Below are 20,902 nucleotides of genomic sequence, written 5' to 3'. Positions count from 1 at the left end.
CCGGGATGTTCGGTCTCGGCGCCGGCTGGGCGAACGTTCCGGTGTTGAACCTCCTGATGGGCGCGCCGCTTAAGATCTCGGTGGCGACCAGCAAGTTCCTGCTGTCCATCACCGACACCTCGGCCGCCTGGGTTTATCTTAATTCCGGCGCCTGTCTGCCCCTGATTGTGGTGCCTTCGGTCATCGGCATCATGCTCGGCTCCCTGTTGGGAGTCCGTCTTCTTGCGGTAACCAAGCCGAAGGCCGTGCGGTGGATTGTTATCATTATGTTGTTTGTTGCCGGCACCAAGCCTTTGTACGACGGCATCAAACTTCTGTCGCAGTAGGGGGGTGAATAACATGGCAGTGCCACAATTGGAAAAGAAACCGGCCGAGGCCGCGCCGGAACAAGTAATGTACGCCAACATTCTCAACGTGGGAATGATTACCGGCATAGTTCTTTTAGTGATAACCTTTCTGTTGTACGTGAGCGGAATGGTCAAACCGTTGATTCCGCCGGAACAGATCCCGTCGCTCTGGCTTGGGAAAGCCCATGAGTACGTAGCCGCCACGGGAGCGCCGACGGGCTGGGGTTGGGTTAGTTACCTCGGCAAAGGCGACTACATGAACTTTATCGGCATCGCCCTGCTCTCGCTCTTGACAATCCTTGGTTACCTGGTGCTGTTACCGGCGTACATACGTAAGAAAGACAACATTTACGCGCTTCTGCTGATTGCAGAAATAATTGTTCTCTCGCTGGCTGCGGCAGGTGTCGTCGGCGGCGGCGGTCACTGAGGAAAAAGCTTCGCGATCGGTAAGGATGACTAAAAGAGCCGGCGAACCCGGCTCTTTTTCTTGAAGCCGCTGCAAAGCCACGCCCAAGATCGCAAGATCGTATGGGTCTATTCCTCATGGCCTCACTGTATTGCAGCCTTGACAAGGCGGCCGCTGTTTCGCTAAGATAGAAAAGGACTTAAGAGGCTGCTGCAAAACGGTACCTGTCTGTTTCAGAAGTCGGAAACCAGAAGTCTGAAGTCAGAAAATTTTAAAGGAAAATTCGCGTAGCGAATTTCTACTGGTTCAGACCTCTGGCATCCTGCATCCGACATCCGTTTTTAGCCTCCGGGACATTTACTACGTTTAACTACTGAAAACCGTTAGGTTAGTTTTCTACCGATTTTGTTTGTTTTGCAACACTCTCCTAAGCTGGTGTGGCTCAGTGGCAGAGCAGCGCACTCGTAATGCGCAGGTCGTCGGTTCAAATCCGACCACCAGCTCCAGAATACTAAGGCTTTCGGGATTTACCCCGAAGGCTTTTTTGTTGAATCGTTGCCGAGACACTTTTCTTGCCGGTTAGGGGTAAACACTACCTATGGACCATGATTATCAGGGCGGTGGAATCGATGGCGGTGATGGTGGAATAAGCTGCCGGGCTTCTCATCCGGATACTTCCTTCGGAGAATCGGCTTAATTAAAAGCTACGCTTTCTTTATGTTATGTTAACTTATGTTGCTGACTCCGACAGATTAAAGAAATTCGCCACACTACACCCCCGACCGACTATAATTTAGGAGAAGTCCTTTATTGATTTAAATAAGGACTGCCGCCGTAATGGGCTCGCTATGGTTTTTTACCCTTGTGGCGGCCGCGAAAACGGAGAAGGAGATTCTTTGCGGGGCCTAGGCCGGTTTTTTAGTTACTACAGCATTTTACAAGAGTATCCGTGCATGATAAGCATCGGGGCCGTGGCACTTCTGGCTACAGCCGGCCAATCGATGGTCATTCCGGTACTGCCGTTGTACCTGAAGGAGAACCTCGGTTTTAACGCCGGTCTGATCGGTCTTATTTTCGGCGCATACGCCGCCAGTGAGACACTGGTCAAGACGCCTTTCGGGTTTGTAAGCGACCGTCTCGGGCGCCGATTCGCCATTACGGCGGGTCTTCTTTTTTGCCTGCCGGTGCCTTATTTGATGACCCTGCTGCACCACCCGGTATCCTTTACTATGATCCAGGTGTTGAACGGCGCCGGCGTGGCGGCTTTCTGGCCCGCTTTGGCCGCGCTTACCGCCGACCTGGTCGCACCGGAAAACCGCGCTCAGGCCATGACCGTCTTTAACATGTCCTATCTTACAGCCTTCGGGCTTGCCCCGGCGCTCGGGACGTTTGCCAATCATGCATCGGGCACGAATACGACCGCGTTTTACCTGGCCACGGTAATCCTGGCCTTCGCGGTTTTAACCGCGTTCATTACCCTTCCGGGTTCACCCCGAAAGAAAACGACCGTACGGTCGTTAAAGAGCCAAAACCCCGAGAAAAGCGGCTCCTCCCGGGCTGTCGCAGACAATCCCCTTTCTGACGTATCCAAGAATAACACCGTGAAGGCGCGGCGGCGCTTCACCTTCAGAAAGGCGGATCTCCTTAAAAACGTAAGCGAACTCATTAGTCAGCCCATCCTGGCCGCGATGCTTTTTATATCGCTCATACAGCAGTTCGGCATTGGGCTCCTGGTGCCGGTTTTCGTGCTGTACTGCCGGGAGCAGGTGGGTTTCACCCAGGCCGAAATCGGGCAGATCTTTCTATTCCCGGTGATTATAATTGCTGTTCTTGCCATTCCCCTTGGGAGGGCCGCAGATCACGTCGGTAAACCGCGTGCCGTCCGTTATGCTTACCTTGCGGCCGCCCTCGTCATTTTCCTGATGCCCGTTACAAAACGCCTCATTGCGTGGCAGGCCCTGGTTGCCGTCCTCGAAGTCGCCTATGTATTGGGCACGCCCGCCTGGACCGCTCTGTCAAGCATTGTTGCCCCCGGCGGACGCCGGGGCGCCGCTATCGCCGCCATCGGAACGATGCAGAGCCTCGGCTTTGCCATCAGCCCCGGCGTGGGAGGTCTCCTTTACGACAGCGTAGCGCCGGCCGCTCCTTTTTTCATCTGCGCCGCCTTTCTGATGATTTGTCTGGTATTGTTCAGCCTTCTGGTTTCCGAAAAGAGGATCGCGGCCCTATCCGGTACGAATTAACCGTTTATAATTACCCATGCGATGTTTTTTATTAACATAAGATAAAAATTACACAAAATATTTGCTGTCGTTTCTTGACAAACCATGTCATTTAAGGTACGATGTTATTAAGTTTACAAATCGATAGTGGGTCCGGGAAGAGGCCAAGGCTCATGCCTTCACCGGTTTAAGGGAGATGTCGGGCGAAATGATATCTCCCTTCTTTATTTCTCCAAAAAGAAACCCTGTTCCCGTCATGGGGCAGGGTTTCTTTAACTTATACCGGCATGAGCGCACCGAAAAGGCGCTTTTAGAGTTATTCCGGTGCGTTGTCTTTCCGGAACTTGGCCATCACTTCCGGGATTAATTCAGTAAGCTTTTCGAGGGTGCCTTTTTTGGCCAGGGAGTATACCTTGATATCTCCTTCCTGCATGATGACCAGCGCCGTTGGTCTTACGGCGGCGCCTACCCCTCCGCCGTCACCCTTGCCGCTTCCCTTTGAGGCGTCGCCGCCTTCCCCACTCCCCGTTCCAAAGCCGAAACTCGTGGAGACAATGGGGAGGATGGTCGCGTTGCCGCTTGTGATTGGCTCTCCGACTATGGTTCTGGTGGTGATCAGCTTTTCCAGTTGGGTGACAATGGTTTCAACGTTTTCTTTGAACATCCTTTTGACCTCCTTATGTTTTTAACTTTTGTTCGCAGCCCGGCCCACCAGAGCCGCCGGACCGGCGCTTTCAGCAAGAAGCATCCGGTCAGGCCCAGGATTTGGGCCGGAATAAGCCTTCCGCGGATTTTACCCTGGACATCCAAAACCTCATCCGTATAGTTCGGGCGCAGTTGTAAACGTTCCCGGGTTCCGTTCACTATAGCCACCATACCGGAGATATACCCGGTCATCGCCGGGTCGCCCGTACCGTATTCCCCCTCGATCGCAAGTTTTAAACGCAGAGATCGTGCAATGCGGAGGGCAAAACCGACACCTTCTTTTAACGCCCGGCTGTCCAAATACCGTCCGGCAGAGGCAATCCGAAAGCAAGCGGCGAGACCGGCTTCCTTGCGTTTGTTTGTTTCCTTGGGTTTACGCCTCTTTTTCGGTCTTTCCCGGATACGCTTCGTCCACCCGCCCAACTTTAAGAAAAGGTCGGGTTTTGCTTTATGAAAAACGGCCTGCACCGATATCAGGCCCCATGCCCAGGCCACCTCTACGCGACCGGTCGTCCCTCCGACACGGTTGATTTCCGCCCTGAAGGATAACGGAACACTCAGGAGGGCTATGACCGCCAGGATGACACATGTGAACCAGAGAAAGGCGCTCAGCGCCGGTCACGCCCTTTCCCGCGCTGTCCTAAATGGGGCAGGCGCGCGGCGGCTTTGATGGAGCTTTGAAGCAGCCCCGGCGCCGCCTTGCCGGTTGCCCTGACAAGGTTCACAACCTGCCGGGATCCCGGCAGGTACGCCGCAGAAAGGCCGAGCGGGCTCCATGCCAGCCGCTGTATTTCCCAGAAGCCAAGGTATTTTTCCGCCTGCTCCTCCCGGGTGCGCCTTACGACCGTGACCGCCTGTTGACGTAAATAAGGCAGTTCCGGCGGGAGGGGGATTTCTTCCGGTTGAGACAGTTCCGACCACAAGAGCTTCAGGCGCGAGAGTTCCCGGCGGCAGGCGCGGCATTCAGCCAGATGCCCTTTCAGCTCGCAGAGTTCGCTGTCTGTAAGCGCCCCGTCAAGATAAGCCTGTAACCGTTCATGATCACAATTCATTTTCGGTCTCCTCCCAACCGTAGGCATCGCTTAATAATTGCCGCAGTTTCCCGCGCGCCCGGAAGAGATAGGTTTTAACGGTTCCCAGCGGCAGCCCCGTAACTTCGGCGATCTCCTGGTAGTTCATTTCTTCCTGGTGGCGTAAGACCAATACGAGGCGGTGCGGGGGCGGCAGCCGTTCTATAGCCGACTGGAGTGTCAGGCATGTTTCTATCCATTCGGCCCGGACCTGCGGATCGGTCTTGACGGGCGCGGCCGGCGTCACCCGGGAAGGGTTTGAGCCGGCGGGCTCGTCCAGGATAAGCACTTCCCGGCCCCGGCTGCGCAAGAAATTAATACAGGTATTGACCGTCAGCCGGCGCAGCCAGGGTTTAAAAGGGCGGTTAACCTGGAAACCTTCCAGTCCGGTAACGATTTTCAGAAAAACCTCCTGGGTCAATTCCAGGGCGTCTTCCGGATGACCGGTCAACCGGCGGCACAGACGGTAGATGTAAGCTTCGTAGCGCCCAAGCAGCAACCGGAACCCTTCTTCTTCACCGTTACGGCATTGAACTATCAATCGGCTGTCGTCAACGTCCAAAACAAAGCCGCTCCGTTTCCCGAAAAGTACTTTTGTCGTCCTTATAGTTATTACACCGGTTGTAGAAAAAAAGTTTCAATAATTTAAAACAATAAGTAAGAAAGCTGTTATCACCGTTATCCTCATTTTAAAAATTCTGGTCGACGGTGCACAGGTTGCGGGTTTGGGTCGACCCGATTCCCATCAACGGGTATCATGATATAATGTTATAAGTACCTGTTTCGAAAGAAAGTACCTTTTTTTCTGAGACGGACCGGGAAGGAAGGTTGTCTATGGTCAATTTCAAGGCCATGTTTTTTGTCGAATCCATTGAAGCCTTCACAGGCTGTTTGAACGCTTTACAAGAGATATATCCGGATATATGCGTAGTATCGGATTTGGTAACGCTGAACGCGGAGTTGTCTGATGTAAAGCCGACCGGCCTTGCGGTTGTTTTTGCGGAACGCGCTCTTCTTGAGCAGGTGCCTGCTGCTCTCCTCCTCCCTTCCGAGCCGGGCAACCGCCTTTGGATCGCGCTGGAGGACAAACCGTCGGAGATCCCCAACACCATGATCCACAGCTACGATGTTATAGACTGCAGCAACGCGCTTGAAACCCGGCGCTTTCTCGAAATACTGAGGAGGGATATCGCCTGCCAGATCCGTCAGAGATCCCTCGAATCGGAACTCAAGGAGTTATACAACATAGGAAAGGTTTTCTCCGCCGAGAAAGACACCCGAACGCTTCTCGAAAAAATAGTTGACGCCTGTATGGAGCTCACTTCTTCGGACGGCGGGAGTATATTTCTGGTTAAAGACGGCGATGATGAAAAATGGTCGACTTACCAAGGCGGAGAAGCAGGCGGTAAAAGGCTTACGCTTGTTACGGCGAAGAACGACGGCATTGATGCAGACATCGAAGCACTGACGCTCCCGATCTCCCGGGAAAGCATTGCCGGGTATACCGTGCTGACCGGACAACCTGTCCGGATAGGGGATGCGTATAACATTCATTCCAGCCTGGACTACCGCTTTAACCGTCACTTTGACGAGATCACGGGATACAGGACCAGGTCGATCCTGTCGGTACCCATGAAGGACCATAACAACCGGGTTTTAGGAGTTATCCAGCTGACCAACAAAAGACACGGGGAGGAGATCATTCCGTTCGAATCCAGGGACGAAATGATTATTTTTTCTCTGGCCGGGCAGGCCGCGGTCGCCCTGGAGAACAGCTTGTTGTACAGCGATATGGAAGTCCTTCTTGAACAATACCGGCATCAGAATGAAAAGCTTCACAGGTTGAGCGAAAGGATTTTACGAGCGCATGAAGAGGAAAGAAAGAGAATCGCCCGGGACATACACGACGGTCCGGCTCAATCCATGTCGGGATGTTCTTTAAAGATAGAGATTCTAAAGAAGTGCCTGCAGCGTAACATGTTGCATGAACTGTCCACGGCGCTGGACGAATTGAACGATCAGGTGATTCTAACGGCGAAGGATATGCGTAGAATAATTTACGACCTGAAACCGTCTTCCCTTGAAGCGGGGCTGTTTCAAGCCCTGGAGAACCATTTTTCTTTCTTTAAGCAGGAGACGGGTATAAAGGTTCTGTTCGCCCATTCGGGGGGCGATTCGGGACTCGAGTATTACCTCACGTCTACGTTATACCGGATTATTATCGAAGCGTGCACAAACATCAATAAGCATGCGGAAGCGAAGCTGGTGGAGGTCGGCCTTGGTATCGAACCGGACAGTATAAAGCTGTCTGTTGCCGACGACGGCAAGGGGTTTGACCCCCAAAGCATAGATAAATCAATGAAGCAAAGATTAAAAGGTGGGTTTGGGCTGGAAGGCATGCGGGAGAGGGTCGAATTGGTGCTGGGCACTTTAGTTATCGATTCTGCCCCGGGTAAAGGTACCCGATTGACCGTAACGATTCCAAGAGCATAGCGGTAAAAAACACCGCAGGCGTCTTATTACGTCGCTGTAACGGCGAAAAGCCTTTTAGGTTTTATCGCTTCAGTAGGTTAACCCTTGGGTCCAGGTGCACGGTCTCGTTTTGGGAGTCGTCGGTATGACCCTAACCGGTGTCGCAGCCGGAGCCGAGCCCTTTCGCCCGGCAGTATGCGTCGGGGTCAAGGAAATCTTCAAGGTCGTGCTCCCTGACCCACCACTCCTGTCCTACTTTCCTACCGGGCAACTTCCCTTCCCTGAGAAGCTTTCTGATTCTCATAGGTGTGGTGTTCAGTCTTTCGGCAAGTTCCTTGGGGGTAAGTTCCTTTCCCTGCCTGCCCAACAAAAACTCGAGGAACCGTTTGGCGGCCAGGATTTCCTTTTGCGGCAGCACGTCCACCAACCGGTGGAGCTCACTCCTGGATGCGGCCATGGCGATCCCCTCCTCTTTTTTGAATTACACGTCCTTTCCGGGTACCTTTCTGCGGCACCTGTTTATTCCATTACCGCTTAAACCGAGCATATCACATGCCCCGCTTCTACTCAATACGAGTTGTTCCTGCAGGTTTCAAGATATGGTATGGGCTGCCTGGAAGGGTCCACAAAGTGCGCGAAGGCGCATACCGGGGACTTAACGGGAATATGCGGGTTAACCATTCGTGTATGGGATACATATAAATACTGTACTGGCGGGCAGGTAATGACTGTAAAGAATTTTTTTGAAGCAGTTGCACTCTGTCCAGGACATGTGCACGGCAGCGGTGAGAGGGTGGAATATAAAAAGGTCTTGACGGTTGCGATTAACTACCGACGAAATCACTGCCTGAGCGCCTCACTTAGAAAGGGAGGGTAGAAATGCAGGATTTTAAAACATTAATGCAGTCATTCATAGATAAACTTTTTTTTACGGTTCAGGGCAGCATTCATGCATACCTTTCGGTTACGGAAAGCCTTCCGGAGGAGCAGCGTGAGGATGCATGGAAGACATTTAACCAGGCTTTCGAAGAGCATGTAGTGGCTCGATTACTTGAGGTGATGGAACAAAACAATTGCGGCGTGGCGGAACTCTGTCACGCAACTCTTAAACTAATGGATATAGCCGCGATAAGCGTTCAAAAATTAGAGACCGACGAAGCAACTGAAAAGGAAGATAACGAGGCGATAAAGGCCTGGTTTATGCCGACGACTCATTAAAATGTACCCATATGCGAACCGTTACAGCTTCAAGGTCGGTTCGGTAACGAACAAAATGGCGAGGAGCGATTGTTCCTCGCCTTTTTACAGGTGATCCGGGGTTAGACGGATACTACCTCTTTTACCTCGGGGACGACCTGCTTCAGGGTACGTTCAATGCCTTGTTTCAAAGTCATTGTAGCCATCGGGCAGCCGCCGCAGGCTCCTTTCAGGCGAACCTTAACCACGCCGTCCTCAACCGTTACCAGTTCCACGTCACCGCCGTCACGCTGAAGGAATGGTCTAATCTGGGCGAGCGCGGCTTCTATTCTTTCTTTCACGAGAATTCCTCCTTGGATAATAGTTCACAGTTCTAAGTTCTAAGTCTAAGGAACGAAAGCGGGTTTTACTGCGGTATAAAGCCGCCCGAATCACCGCTATTCTGATCCTTCGCGGCGCCGCCTTTAGTGGTGCGGCAAACTCCGTCGAAGGTATGTATCGCTCCTTTTTCTAGCCTTTACAGAAAGGTTACGCGGTTATTCGTTAAAGGTGAGACGTTTCTCTTCCCTCGAGTCCGGCACTATGAATCCTTGAACCCATCTTTCTCCAGTGTATTGCTTTCTCGCGCCTTGTCAAGGGCTTTGTTTGCAGCTTTGTCGGCAAGATGGTTTTGCTCACGGGGGATGTGGACTACCTTCACGCTCAGGTTTGGTTGTTTGGAAAGGAGGTCCCTTACCCGGGCGGCGATTAGTTGAAGCTCAGGGTCGCGGATTTTAAACCGTCCGTTGAACTGCTTTACGACAAGGTCCGAATCGGAACGGATGATCGCTTCAACCTTTCCCTGGCGTAGAGCGAAGTATATGAGGGTTTTGACGGCGCCTTCCAGGGCCGACCACTCGGCCACGTTGTTGGTGGTTACTCCGAGGGTTTTACTCTTTGTCAGCAGCACGGCTCCGGATTCGTCACGGACAACCATCGCGGCCGAAGCCGGGCCCGGATTACCCCTGCTGGCACCGTCTATGTTTAGAAAATAACGTATGGACTTTTCGGTCATGTCAGCGGCCGGCAACCTTTTGCTCCAGGTTGTAGACCCAGGCGATCACTTCGGCCACGGCCCGGTAAAGGGCGGGTGGTATTTCCTGCCCCAGTCCGAGACCGGTAAGGGTGAAAGCCAGCTTCTCGTCATGATAAACCGGCACGCCGCTTTCCCTGGCCACGTTTTCAATCAACTCGGCCAGAAGCCCGCGCCCTACCGCCACAACCTGCGGTGCTGAATCTTTTTCCGGGTCGTAGGACAGTGCCGCCGCCATTTTATTTTCTTCGTCCACGCGTATGCTCCTTGAATTATTTGAATTGCCCCAACTCACCGTTCCGGTATTTCCCGATTCAAGGACTTTTGACTTTGGACCCAGGACTTTCATAAGACTCGCAACTCGTATTCAGACCACCGTGTTCAACGACCGGTACCCGGGCGCCTCAGACGGTTTTATCAGGTCGAAAACGTCCCGCACCATCCGGGCGACAGCCGTCACCTGATTTACCCGGTATCCCAGGGCCGTCAGTTTTTCACTCAGGGTTTCAACGGTAGCCGATGCCGGCTGAAGGAATTGTTCACCGGCTACAACCACCCTGACCGTCAGGCCGTCGAGGCTCTCTTCGAGATATACCCAGGTCTGTCCGAGGCGGGGGCTGTTGACCTGTATGGCCAGTCCCGCTGTCGTCCCCTGGGATTCGGCGTTCCCGTCCTTGTAAATCACGTATAGCTCTCCGAAAACCTCTCGGCCCGTAAAGGTAAAAAAACGCAGAAGTTCCTGACCGGGTATGAGCGCCTGGGCGCTGTTCAGGGCTTCTTGCCCCTGGGGCGCGGCGTCATTGCGCTGTAGTAAATAATCAACCGCCAAGCGGAATTTCTCGGGGGCCTCACGCAGGTCCAGGGTTTCAAGGTACAGTCTGGCCGCCCAAAACGCATCCCTTTCGTTCTCTGGAAGCGCCTTGCCCTCAGCCAGAAACCGAAGGATCATCTGGCGTTCCAACGGCAAACCCTTCTTAAGCATTTCCCCGAGCAGCCGCACCGTGTCTTTATCCGCGGGCAGATCAAGGAGTCGGGCGATGTCCTCAGGGAACAGCTCTTCCGTGACGCCGGAAGACAACCGCCTCAGGTTCAGCGTATCCCCGTTGATTTCTTCAACAAGCGCCCAGAAGTTCGCCGCGGCGGAAGGCAATTCACCCCGGGCATTAAACGTTTGCCCGGCGACGCGTACAACCGCCTCGGGACCGGTTATCGCCAGCATTTCGACCAGAACCATCTGCCCCGCACGGAGGTGCCAGGGAAGCCGCAGGGCTGCACCGGACTGGAGCGTTACGCGGTTGACTCCGGATATTACCACGGCAGCCACCGTCCTCTAAAGAAGTTAGAAATCTTGAGCTGCGGTTTGCGCGTCGCAAGTCGGTATGTAGGGGCCGGTATTTCCAAACGTCTGTCTGAAAGTCTTTTAAATCCATTCGGCTTTTACTTATTTTACTACGTTTTCACAAGTATTCAAAGCGCCAAGCTTAATCGGGTACAAGTGCCCCAAGAAGTCCGACCACGGCGTCGGCGAAAGCGCGGGCGCGTTGCGGCCCGTTGGCCGTGACGATCCTTCCGTCCACCACAACGTCCTTCCCGGAATAGAGCGCGCCTTTTGCCAGGAGGTGTTGCTTTTCGGACGGGTAGGCGGTACATTTCTTCCCTTCTAGAAGTCCCGCTTCAGCCAGGATCCCGGGAGCGAGGCAAATGGCGCCGACAACTCCACCCGAATTTAATGCTTCAAGGGCCAGGCGATGTGCTTCGGGGTCCTTGAAGTACTGTTCGGCGCCGGGACCGCCGGCAAAAATCACGGCGGCGAAGTCACCGCCGCGGGCTTCGGCAAGCGTGAGGTCCGGTTTAACCGCCAGCCCGCCGGTCCCCCGGGCGGTTTCGTGTTTCGCCGAACCGACCGAAACCGAACGTCCGATTTTTTCGAGGATCTCACGGGGTATTCGATATTCTTCATCCCGGAACGACGACTGCGCAATAACTATAAGAACCTTTGCTTGTTTGGCGGAAGAGGTCTGTTCGGGAAGTCGGTCCGACCCGGTGGCCGGGGGTGCTGCCTTTGACGGCGGTTCCTCTTTAAGCGAGGGTGCATTTGCCAAACAGCCGCCGAAGCCGCAACAAACAAGCAGCAGAAGAGCAAGGAGAAGCAAACTTAAGGTATTAGTCCTTTTTCGCACCTGCAACCCCTCCTGATTTGGGGATTCACGGTCGGCAGGAGTATTTCCTGCTGTTTGGGTGTTTAATTTATGCGGGTAACGAACTTGCAGAGCTTGACAATGTTCGCGGTTTCCAGTGAAAATGAAGCTATGAGAGTGTTGAATCAGGGTATCTATTCGGGGTCAGAATCCAGTAGCCAGAAGTCAGAAGTCGGAAGCCGGTAATGCAGGTCGGTTAATGGATGCCGTTACTGTCAATCGGAGTGATTACTCACTGAGTATTTGGATAACTTCAGACCGGAAACTTGTGTCTGAATAGTCACAAAACAGGAGTGTGCTTATGGGTCTTCGCATCGGCTGGTTTTCCACCGGACGTGACACGGCAGCCGGACAGCTGCTTCAAGTCGTGGTGAAAGCCGTTGAATCGGGTGAGTTGCCTTTGGAAATCGCCTTCGTCTTTTCCAACCGCGAAGAAGGGGAGGGCGTCGAAAGCGATTCCTTCCTGCGTCTGGTGAAGACGTACGGGCTGCGACCGGTCACTTTCTCGTCCCGGTGTTTTGAGCCGGGCCTGCGACGGCGGGGGCTCGGCGGCGACGACGAGGCACTCGCGCTGTGGCGCGACAGATACCACACGGAGGTCCTGAAGCGCATTGATTCCTTCGAGGTCGCCTTTTCTTTCCTTGCCGGGTACATGCTGGTTGTCAGCGCCGAGATGTGCTTGAGACACACGATGCTCAACCTGCATCCGGCTCTGCCCGGAGGGCCCAAAGGCACCTGGCAGGAAGTGATCTGGCAGTTGATCGGGCAGAAGGCGGGGGAGGCGGGGGCGATGATTCATCTTGTCACCCCTGAGCTTGACGAGGGGCCGCCGGTCGCGTACTGCCGGTTTCCTCTTACTTCTCCTGAGTTCGATGCTTTATGGGCGGAATTAGCCTGGCGGCGTCAGCATGAATCGCTGGCGCAGATTATTCGCAGCGACGGTGAAACCAACCCGTTGTTTCAGATGATCCGGCGTCATGAGTTTGCGCGCGAGGTTCCCCTGATCCTGGCGACTCTCCAGAAACTCGCGCACGGCGCCGTCAAAGTGGCGAACGGGAGGGTATTTCTTAGCGGAACCCCTTCTCCGGGGGTCGATGTGAGCGCGGAAGTAGAGGGGCTTTTAACGTCCGTTTATTAGGGTCTTTGACGCAGTGATCTATGCAAAATGGCAAGAAGAAATAACCACAGAGACACAGAGCACACGGAGGGAGAAAGACCAAATAGGCATATTCATTTTATATTAGTCTTGATATTTCTGTTTTCTGTGAACTCAGTGCCTCTGTGGTGAAATATTTTTGGTTCCGGCTTGTCCGGGTTAAGTTACCTGAATGCTTTCCAAAGGTGATGTGGAAGATGCCGTTTATGATCGCTTTTGACCTTGAGGGTCCCCTGTCGCCTCAAGATAACGCTTACGAGGTAATGGGGCGCGTACCGGAAGGATACGGGTTGTTCGAGCGCCTGAGCCGCTATGACGATGTCCTGACGCTCCGCGGCCGGAAGGGGTACGAGCCTGGGGATACCCTGACGCTTATTGTCCCCTTTTTACTAGCCAACCGGATCGATGAAGCCGATATCCGGAACGCCACGGCGCGTGCGGGGTTGGTCCCCGGCGCCCGGGAGGCGGTTCAGGCTCTGCAGCAGCGCGGTTTGCCGGTCGTCGTAATTTCCACGAGCTACTGCCAGCATGCACACGGTATCGCAGGCCGGGTGGGCGTCCCGGCGGACCGGGTGGCCTGTACCCTCCTCCCCGTTAACGAGATGCGCTCACAAATGACCGAGGAGGACCGCGCGTTCGTGCTGGATGTGCAGCGAAAGCTGCTCGCCGTACCGCTTGCCGAAGAAGAGCGGATTAATCGCCTGTGCGACGAATTTTTCTGGAACGATCTGCCGTCCAGATCGGTGGGGAAACTGGTGCAGCAGGTGCAGGTGGTCGGCGGGGCTCGTAAAACAGCGGCCCTTACCCGTTTTGCCCGGGCATTCCGGGCGGAACCCGCGCGGCTGATAGCCGTGGGGGACAGCATTACGGATTTTAAGATGCTGGCCGCGGTGGAGGAAGCGGGCGGGCTTTCCATCGTTTTTAACGGGAACGAATATGCGGTTCCCTTTGGCACGTGCGGGGTCGCGGCCGTGGACCTTCGTGCCGTCCTTCCCGTCGTGGAGGCCTTTTTGGACGGCGGAAGGGCAAATGCCATGCATACGGTTGAGGAACTGGCGGAACAAGTTGCCGGTGAGGAAGGTCCGGTCTATAACTGGCTTCTTTCTTTAAAGGATTACAGTGGGGTCGTTGAAGTCCACAAGCGGTTTCGCCGTAAAATACGCGGACAGGCCGCGAAACTTGGATAGTAACTGTCGAGACGTCACCTAACATTTTCGGAACGCGGCGAGAAGTTATGCAGTGCAAGGAAGACCGGCGGAGAAGAACCGGAGCGTACTGAGTACGTACGTGAGGATTCGGCTTCGCCGCGCTGACGCAGCAATGCGTTGCTTATCGCCGCGCCCCTCGGGGGCCAGAATAGTTATCTTGGATAAGGATGCGGTAGAATGATCTTAGGCTGTGGCGCGCTTAACGTTGATTATATCTTTGACGCCGATGAGCTGGTCACCGACGGCGAAAGTTGCTGCCGTCCGGTGGGAAGACAGCCCGGGGGTTCCGCCGCAAACACCGTCTGCGCCCTGGCGAAACTGGGCCTGCCGGCCGGATTTGCGGGCGCGGTCGGCGATGATGACGACGCCGCACTGGTAATGGAGTCTCTTATTTCTTCCGGCGTCGACACCAGGGCGGTCGTTGTCAAAAACGGATTACACACCGGTCGAATCCTCGGCTTCGTGGATAAAAAGGGACAGCGGGCGCTGTACGTTTCCCCCGGCGCCAACACAGCCGTCTGTCTTGACGAGCTGCGACTCGGTCTGGTCCCGCCGGTGGGGTGGGTGCACTGCTCCTCTTTTGCCGGCGAAGAACCCTTCGCCGTACAGCGGAGTTTCGTCCTGGCCCTGCCCGAGAGCGTACGTTTCAGTTTTGCTCCCGGGGCGCTTTACGCACGCAGGGGAATCAGGGACCTGCGTCCTTTTTTGAACCGCTGTGAGGTGCTTTTCCTTGCGCGGCCGGAAATGAAGAAACTCACCGGCAGAAACGATCCTTTGCAGGGTTCCCGGAAGCTGTTGGACGAAGGGGTCTGTACCGTCGTGGTCACTCTGGGAGGGGAGGGCAGTATGATTGCTGCAGGTTCGACTCTGCATGATCTTCCTGCCGTAGGCATGGCCGTCGTCGATACGACAGGGGCGGGGGACGCCTTTGCCGCGGGTTTTGTCTACGGCTGCGCAAAGGGCTGGTCGCTGGAGGAGTCACACCGCTTTGCCGCTGTGGCGGCCTCGTTCGTGGTGGAGGATTGGGGCGCCCGGAAAGGGCTTCCCACATTAAGGAATGCCGGTGAACGCTACGAACAGGTATTCGCGCTGCCGTTCCCAAAGCTGGTCTAAATGCCTTCCGATCCCTACTATACACCTGATCCGGATGAGCCGTAACTAAAATTTATAGCCGCTTACAATCTCCGGCAGCGGTTGCTTGACAACAAATATGTGAATGCGGTATGTTGTTGCAAGGTAAATAAAGGACGCTGTTCCCGAATTCGGCCCTACTCCTCATTTTCTTACACGTATTCACCCCACAGAAAACGGGATGTTTCGATAAGCGGATTTTATCCGGAGATTGCGAAAAAGGCGGTGTTTAGATGGCAGGGTTGGTGGCGGGGAAGAGAGCGCTTATCCTCGGAGTGGCCAATAAGCGTTCCATCGCCTGGGGAATCGCTCAGGCGCTCCACCGGGAGAAGGCGAACCTATGGTTTAATTACCAGAGCGAGCGTTTGAAGGAATACGTGGTGGAACTTTCAACGAGCCTTGGCGGCAACATCCCCTTGACTGAATGCGACGTGACCAGACCGGATCAGGTCGATGCTCTTTTTAATACCATCGCGGAACATTGGGGAGGCCTTGATATTCTCGTACACTCCCTGGCCTTTGCGCCGAAGGAAGCTCTCGACGGGTATTTTTATAACACGTCGCTGGCGCAGTGGAACACCGCGCTCGAAATAAGCGCGTATTCTCTCAGTCTTTGCGCCCAAAAGGCAAAATCGCTGATGGAAAAAGCCGGCGGCGGCAGCATTTTTACGATGACCTACCTCGGTTCCCAGCGGGCGGTGCCGAACTACAACGTGATGGGAGTGGCAAAAGCGGCGCTGGAGGCATCGGTACGGTACCTTGCAGCGGATCTGGGCCCTTCCGGCATCCGGGTTAACGCCATTTCCGCCGGTCCGGTTAAGACACTTGCCGCGAAAGGGGTTTCCGGGTTTTCAAGCCTCATGAAAGTGGTGGAGGAAAGGGCGCCCCTCCGGCGCCATGTTACCCCGGCCGAGATCGGTAATGTCGGAGTTTTTCTGGCCTCGGACATGTCGAGTGCGGTCACCGGGGAGACAATTTTCGTGGATTGCGGTTTCAACATTGTCGGTGTATGAGATGTAATTGACATGTCCCCCTGATTTTTGGTAAAGTTAAATATGTGGCGGCGCTATTGACCCAGGCGGCATAAAATGAGGATTTTCCGCTTGGGTTTTTAAGTTTTTCGAAGCGGGGTTGTAATAATATGGTTGGTATCGTCGTGGGAAGCGACTCCGATTTGCCGGTTATCAAAGGAACCATAGAGGCCCTTCGACTTTTCGACATCCCATACGAGTTAGAAATCGCCTCGGCGCACCGGCTGCCGGAACGGGTCCGTGACTACGCCCGGACGGCGGTGGAACGCGGGCTGAAGGTCGTTATTGCCGGAGCAGGAGGTGCGGCGCACCTTCCAGGGGTGATTGCGGCGCAGACACCGCTGCCGGTTATAGGGGTACCTATTGCCGGGGGGACGCTGGGGGGCTTGGACGCGCTGCTTTCGATCGTGCAGATGCCCAAAGGGGTGCCGGTGGCGGCCGTGGCCCTCAACGGGGCTTTCAACGCCGGTGTCCTCGCCGCCCAGATCATAGGCGCAGGTGAACCGGCGGTCCGGGAGAAGGTAAAGACGTACAAGGGAAAGGTGGGGCTGGAAGTAACCGCGAAATCGGAGCGGTTGAAGGAACTCGGGATCGAAGGCTATTTTAAATAAGTCCTTAGTCCTAATCTGGGATCGGGGAATGGGGAAACCGGAGTCACAGGTCACGAGTTACGAGTTGCGAGTCAAAAGTCACGAGTCACGAGTCGAGAATCCGAAAGAAGAAATACGAGTTCCGAGATTCCTAAATTCTATATTCTGATTACTGACTTCTGACTACCGACTACTAAACATACAGGTGAGTATATGATTAAACGCTACACCTTGCCGGATATGGGAAGGACCTGGTCCGACGAGAACCGTTTTCGGAAGTGGCTGGAGGTGGAAATCGCGGCTTGCGAGGCCTGGGCGGAACTAGGGGTCATCCCCCGGCAAGCCGTTGCGGAGATAAGGGCGAAGGCCTCCTTCGATGTGGAACGCATCCTCGAGATCGAAAAGGAAACGCGTCATGACGTCATAGCCTTTCTGACCTGCGTCGGTGAATACGTGGGGGAGCCGGCGCGTTATATCCACCTGGGGATGACTTCGTCCGACGTGGTCGACACCGCCTTGAGCCTTCTGATGAAGGAAGCAGGGCAGATAATCCTGACCCGTATGGCGGGGCTGAGGGCCGTAATCTTCGATCTGGCGCAGAAGTACCGGAAAACCCTGATGATCGGCCGTACCCACGGGATACATGCCGAGCCGACAACCTTCGGGTTGAAAATGCTGCTCTGGGTCGCCGAAACGGAACGGAACATCGAACGTTTACGGCGGGCGCTCGACCGGATAAGCGTGGGGAAGATTTCCGGCGCGGTCGGCACGTACGCCAACCTGGACCCCCGGGTGGAAGAACTGGCCTGCAGGCGGCTTGGGTTAAAACCCGTCCGTGTTTCCACGCAGGTGCTCCAGCGCGACCGGCATGCCGAGTATCTTACCGCTATTGCCGTCACCGGCAGTTCCATTGAGAAATTTGCCGTAGAAATAAGGGGCTTGCAGCGTACGGATATCAGGGAGGTGGAAGAACCTTTCAGGGCCGGGCAAAAGGGTTCTTCAGCCATGCCGCATAAGCGCAACCCCATAATAGCCGAGCGCCTGAGCGGTCTTGCCCGCGTGCTTCGCGGCAACTGCCTTGTGGCCATGGAAAACGTCGCGCTTTGGCACGAGCGGGATATTTCACACTCGTCCGTAGAAAGGGTAATCATACCCGACAGCACGATCCTGCTCGATTACATGCTTTTCAAGCTGACCGAACTGCTTGAAGGACTGAATGTATACCCCGAAAACATGCGGCGCAACCTTGAACGCACCGGCGGGCTGGTGTTTTCCCAGCGGGTGCGCCTTGCGTTGCTGGATAAAGGCCTGAGCCAGGAGGAGTCGTATTCGATGGTACAGCGGAACGCCATGGAATCCTGGCGCACCGGGCAACCGTTGAAGGAACTCCTGCTGAACGATTCGGACGTTATGAAGTGGTTTTCGCCCGCGGAAATCGAGTCCCTTTTTGATTACGACTATTTCATTCAGCATGTAGATAAGGTCTACCAGCGTTTCAAATAAAACTCGCCGGTTTCGGGAAGATCAACCGCCAAGACGCCAAGGGAACCAAAATACGGAATGCGTAAATCTGAAAAAGGACTATTTTCATCGTTTAATACCTGAGCATAACGAAAGGCATGGTTATAAGAATAAAATAAGGATCCGTAAGCTGGTCGCTTCTTAGAAGCAGTAACGTAACACAAACCGAGCGTAACGAAGTATTTTCCTAGAAGTTACACATACGGCCTTAGGTGGCACCATAAAGACAGATCGAAGCCGGAAAGATAGATTTAACCGCTAATACCTATTCACTTTTCCAAACTCATGGCGTTCTTGGCGCCTTGGCGGTTCATTCCTTTATTGGAGATAGGGGTGGGAAAATGGTTCGCGGTGCAATGCTGCACGAAGGAAAAGCAAAACGGGTCTTCCGGACGGATGCTCCGGACCGGTATATTGTTGAGTTCAAGGACGACGCCACCGCTTTTGACGGGAAAAAGCGCGGCACAATCAGCGACAAGGGTGCGCTGAACAACCGCATTTCGGCGTATTTCTTCAAGCTGCTTAACGGAGCGGGCATCCCGAGCCACTACGTCGATGTTTTGAGCGACCGGGAGATGCTGGTCGAGGCGGTGGAAATCATCGCTATAGAAGTCGTTGCCCGGAATATCGCGGCGGGAAGCCTTGCCAAAAGGACAGGCCTTCCAGAGGGGACGTCCCTCACTCAGCCGGTGGTGGAGTACTATTACAAACGTGACGATCTCGGCGACCCGATGATTAACTGCTCGCACGTGACCGCCCTCGGACTCGCGACCGCGGAAGAGCTTCACCGGATGCGGGAAACGGCGCTCAAGGTTAACACGGTGCTGAGGGAGCACCTTGACGCCAAGGGGATCACCCTGGTCGACTTCAAGCTGGAGTTCGGACGGAAGGAAGGCAGGATTCTGCTTGCCGATGAAATCTCCCCGGATACCTGCCGTTTCTGGGACAAGGAAACCGGGAACAAACTGGATAAGGACCGCTTCCGCAGGGACCTCGGCAACGTGACCGAGGCCTATAAAGAAGTCTGGCGACGGCTTTCGGGGAATTGAAAGGTTAAACGTCTATTTCAGGGGAGGACCAAATGCACGCGGACAAGCTCCACGAGGCCTGCGGGATTTTCGGCGTTTACGCGCCCGGTTTGGAAGTCGCAAACCTGGCTTATTACGGCCTATATTCTTTGCAGCACAGGGGGCAAGAGAGTGCAGGAATTGCCGTGGCCGACGGCAGACAGATAGCCCTCCACAAAGAAATGGGCCTGGTGGCGGAGGTTTTCACCGAGAGCAGGCTTTCCGAACTAAAAGGGCGTTTGGCGATCGGACACGTCCGCTATTCCACCACGGGTGCCAGCCATCCGATTAACGCCCAGCCGCTCGTTTTTTACTGCGGGAAAGGGATGCTGGGTCTGGCGCATAACGGCAACATCTCCAACGGTTTCTCCCTGCGCCGGGAACTGCTGAAGGATGGCGCGGTCTTTCAGACGACAACCGACAGCGAGGTTCTGATTAACCTTATTTCCCGTCTGAACGGTGATTATAATCTGCCCCACGCTATTAAACAGTGCATGGAAAGGGCCGAAGGGGCATATTCGCTGGTTCTTCTCACCGAGGATAGGATATATGCGGTACGCGATCCGTATGGTTTCCGCCCGCTTTGTCTCGGGCGGTTGGGCACAGGGGGCTGGATTGTGGCTTCAGAGTCCTGCGCCCTCGATGCCGTGGGCGCAACCTTTGTCCGGGATGTCAGGCCCGGTGAAATACTCGAGATCGCGCCGGACGGTCCCAGAACCCATGCCGTTGTGGCCGCGCCGCGACGGGCGCAGTGCGTGTTCGAATACATATACATCGCCAGGCCGGACAGCACCATCGACGGCTTCAACGTGGGACAAGTCCGGCGGGAAATGGGGCGGCAGCTGGCCCGCGAGTTTTGTCCGCAGGCTGATATCGTTGTGCCCGTGCCCGACTCCGGCATTGCGGCCGCCCGGGGTTACGCCGAGGAATCGGGCCTGATTTTTGAGGAAGGCTTGATGAAAAACCGTTATGTAGGCCGGACCTTCATTCAACCCACGCAACAAATCCGGGATACCGGGGTGCGGCTGAAATTGAACCCGGTGCGGGAGGTGGTGGTCGGGAAAAAGGTGGTTGTGGTTGACGATTCGGTGGTAAGAGGGACCACAAGCTGCAGGATTGTGAAAATGTTGCGGGATGCGGGGGCGAAAGAGATAAACTTCTGTCTCAGCTCACCGCCCATCATCCGTTCCTGTTACTACGGCATTGACACCTCGAACGAAGCCGAGTTGATTGCCGCCCATAAAAACATAAAGGAGATATGCCGGTTTATCGGCGCGGACGGCCTTCATTATTTAACGCTGGACGGGCTTCTGAGGGTTTTCGGCGATAAGGCGCGAGACTTCTGTGTGGCATGTTTTACCGGTGAATACCCGGTCAACGTAAAAGACCGGGGTGAAGGGAAATTCGGGCTGGACTGCCCTTCGGTTCTGGGGGCTGCGGGGTGACGGGCGGCAAAGGACTGACCGGGTCAGCCGGCGGAACGAACGGTGAGGGCAGAAAGGTATCTTC

At 54.8% G+C, this 20,902-nt stretch carries 23 protein-coding genes and 1 tRNA gene; 14 read left to right on the top strand and 10 right to left on the bottom strand.

What is annotated here, in order from left to right:
- From AB1500_10245 to AB1500_10230, 4 genes are all read left to right on the top strand, one after another.
- The coding region (locus AB1500_10245; protein ID MEW6183536.1) for a sulfite exporter TauE/SafE family protein at positions 1-326 on the top strand (326 nt) is incomplete at its 5' end.
- Positions 327-339: 13 nt separating this feature from the next.
- A complete protein-coding gene (locus AB1500_10240) occupies positions 340-774 on the top strand; it encodes a DUF1634 domain-containing protein (protein MEW6183535.1) in 435 nt (144 codons plus the stop codon).
- Between the two features lie 410 nt (positions 775-1,184).
- Positions 1,185-1,259 (top strand) — tRNA-Thr (locus tag AB1500_10235).
- A gap of 447 nt (positions 1,260-1,706) precedes the next feature.
- On the top strand, positions 1,707-2,996 hold the full coding sequence (locus AB1500_10230; protein MEW6183534.1) for an MFS transporter: 1,290 nt from the start codon (positions 1,707-1,709) through the stop codon (positions 2,994-2,996).
- Between the two features lie 295 nt (positions 2,997-3,291).
- On the opposite strand, the gene AB1500_10225 is transcribed toward AB1500_10230, so the two are convergent.
- The 4 genes from AB1500_10225 to AB1500_10210 form a co-directional block, all read right to left on the bottom strand.
- Entirely contained in the window at positions 3,292-3,639 is a 348-nt protein-coding gene (locus AB1500_10225; protein MEW6183533.1) for a spore germination protein GerW family protein, read from the bottom strand.
- Positions 3,591-4,175, bottom strand: coding sequence for a DUF2953 domain-containing protein (locus AB1500_10220; GenBank protein MEW6183532.1), 585 nt, complete (start codon positions 4,173-4,175; stop codon positions 3,591-3,593). Before AB1500_10220 ends, AB1500_10225 begins: the two co-directional genes overlap by 49 nt.
- Positions 4,176-4,288: 113 nt before the next feature.
- A complete protein-coding gene (locus AB1500_10215; GenBank protein ID MEW6183531.1) occupies positions 4,289-4,732 on the bottom strand; it encodes a zf-HC2 domain-containing protein in 444 nt (147 codons plus the stop codon).
- On the bottom strand, positions 4,722-5,312 hold the full coding sequence (locus AB1500_10210) for an RNA polymerase sigma factor (protein ID MEW6183530.1): 591 nt from the start codon (positions 5,310-5,312) through the stop codon (positions 4,722-4,724). Before AB1500_10210 ends, AB1500_10215 begins: the two co-directional genes overlap by 11 nt.
- A gap of 272 nt (positions 5,313-5,584) precedes the next feature.
- Between AB1500_10210 and AB1500_10205 the strand changes: the two genes are divergently transcribed.
- A complete protein-coding gene (locus AB1500_10205) occupies positions 5,585-7,243 on the top strand; it encodes a GAF domain-containing sensor histidine kinase (protein MEW6183529.1) in 1,659 nt (552 codons plus the stop codon).
- Positions 7,244-7,373: 130 nt separating this feature from the next.
- Here AB1500_10205 and AB1500_10200 read toward each other — a convergent pair whose 3' ends face one another.
- Positions 7,374-7,679 carry a helix-turn-helix domain-containing protein gene (locus AB1500_10200; protein MEW6183528.1) on the bottom strand — a complete coding sequence of 102 codons (306 nt, stop codon included), beginning with the start codon at positions 7,677-7,679 and terminating at the stop codon, positions 7,374-7,376.
- A gap of 422 nt (positions 7,680-8,101) precedes the next feature.
- Between AB1500_10200 and AB1500_10195 the strand changes: the two genes are divergently transcribed.
- Complete coding sequence (locus AB1500_10195; GenBank protein MEW6183527.1) at positions 8,102-8,440, top strand: hypothetical protein; 339 nt, start codon at positions 8,102-8,104, stop codon at positions 8,438-8,440.
- A 101-nt stretch (positions 8,441-8,541) separates the two neighbouring features.
- Here the strand turns inward: AB1500_10195 and AB1500_10190 are convergent, their stop codons facing one another.
- The 5 genes from AB1500_10190 to AB1500_10170 form a co-directional block, all read right to left on the bottom strand.
- Complete coding sequence (locus AB1500_10190) at positions 8,542-8,760, bottom strand: NifU family protein (GenBank protein MEW6183526.1); 219 nt, start codon at positions 8,758-8,760, stop codon at positions 8,542-8,544.
- Between the two features lie 239 nt (positions 8,761-8,999).
- On the bottom strand, positions 9,000-9,488 hold the full coding sequence (locus AB1500_10185) for a ribonuclease HI family protein (GenBank protein MEW6183525.1): 489 nt from the start codon (positions 9,486-9,488) through the stop codon (positions 9,000-9,002).
- Positions 9,475-9,747 (bottom strand): EscU/YscU/HrcU family type III secretion system export apparatus switch protein, encoded by a 273-nt coding sequence (locus AB1500_10180; protein ID MEW6183524.1) that lies wholly within the window; start codon positions 9,745-9,747, stop codon positions 9,475-9,477. The genes AB1500_10185 and AB1500_10180 overlap by 14 nt, the downstream gene beginning before the upstream one ends.
- 111 nt (positions 9,748-9,858) lie before the next feature.
- Complete coding sequence (locus tag AB1500_10175; GenBank protein MEW6183523.1) at positions 9,859-10,806, bottom strand: hypothetical protein; 948 nt, start codon at positions 10,804-10,806, stop codon at positions 9,859-9,861.
- Between the two features lie 166 nt (positions 10,807-10,972).
- A complete protein-coding gene (locus AB1500_10170; GenBank protein MEW6183522.1) occupies positions 10,973-11,671 on the bottom strand; it encodes a DJ-1/PfpI family protein in 699 nt (232 codons plus the stop codon).
- Between the two features lie 319 nt (positions 11,672-11,990).
- On the opposite strand from AB1500_10170, the gene AB1500_10165 reads away from it, so the two are divergent.
- From AB1500_10165 to purF, 8 genes are all read left to right on the top strand, one after another.
- Complete coding sequence (locus AB1500_10165; GenBank protein MEW6183521.1) at positions 11,991-12,827, top strand: formyltransferase family protein; 837 nt, start codon at positions 11,991-11,993, stop codon at positions 12,825-12,827.
- A 215-nt stretch (positions 12,828-13,042) separates the two neighbouring features.
- On the top strand, positions 13,043-14,032 hold the full coding sequence (locus AB1500_10160) for a haloacid dehalogenase-like hydrolase (GenBank protein MEW6183520.1): 990 nt from the start codon (positions 13,043-13,045) through the stop codon (positions 14,030-14,032).
- 198 nt (positions 14,033-14,230) lie between these two features.
- Positions 14,231-15,166 carry a carbohydrate kinase family protein gene (locus AB1500_10155; GenBank protein MEW6183519.1) on the top strand — a complete coding sequence of 312 codons (936 nt, stop codon included), beginning with the start codon at positions 14,231-14,233 and terminating at the stop codon, positions 15,164-15,166.
- A gap of 251 nt (positions 15,167-15,417) precedes the next feature.
- Positions 15,418-16,197 carry an enoyl-ACP reductase gene (locus AB1500_10150; GenBank protein MEW6183518.1) on the top strand — a complete coding sequence of 260 codons (780 nt, stop codon included), beginning with the start codon at positions 15,418-15,420 and terminating at the stop codon, positions 16,195-16,197.
- A gap of 128 nt (positions 16,198-16,325) precedes the next feature.
- On the top strand, positions 16,326-16,826 hold the full coding sequence (gene purE / locus AB1500_10145; GenBank protein MEW6183517.1) for a 5-(carboxyamino)imidazole ribonucleotide mutase: 501 nt from the start codon (positions 16,326-16,328) through the stop codon (positions 16,824-16,826).
- A gap of 192 nt (positions 16,827-17,018) precedes the next feature.
- On the top strand, positions 17,019-18,308 hold the full coding sequence (purB, locus tag AB1500_10140) for an adenylosuccinate lyase (GenBank protein MEW6183516.1): 1,290 nt from the start codon (positions 17,019-17,021) through the stop codon (positions 18,306-18,308).
- Positions 18,309-18,667: 359 nt separating this feature from the next.
- On the top strand, positions 18,668-19,375 hold the full coding sequence (gene purC / locus AB1500_10135) for a phosphoribosylaminoimidazolesuccinocarboxamide synthase (GenBank protein ID MEW6183515.1): 708 nt from the start codon (positions 18,668-18,670) through the stop codon (positions 19,373-19,375).
- Positions 19,376-19,407: 32 nt separating this feature from the next.
- Positions 19,408-20,838, top strand: coding sequence for an amidophosphoribosyltransferase (purF, locus tag AB1500_10130; protein ID MEW6183514.1), 1,431 nt, complete (start codon positions 19,408-19,410; stop codon positions 20,836-20,838).
- The last annotated feature ends 64 nt before the right edge of the window (positions 20,839-20,902 follow it).

The organism is Bacillota bacterium, assembly GCA_040755295.1.
GTDB lineage: Bacteria > Bacillota > Desulfotomaculia > Desulfotomaculales > Ammonificaceae > SURF-55.
Note: the sequence above shows the minus strand (reverse complement) of the source record. Positions and strands in the feature narration are given on the sequence as shown.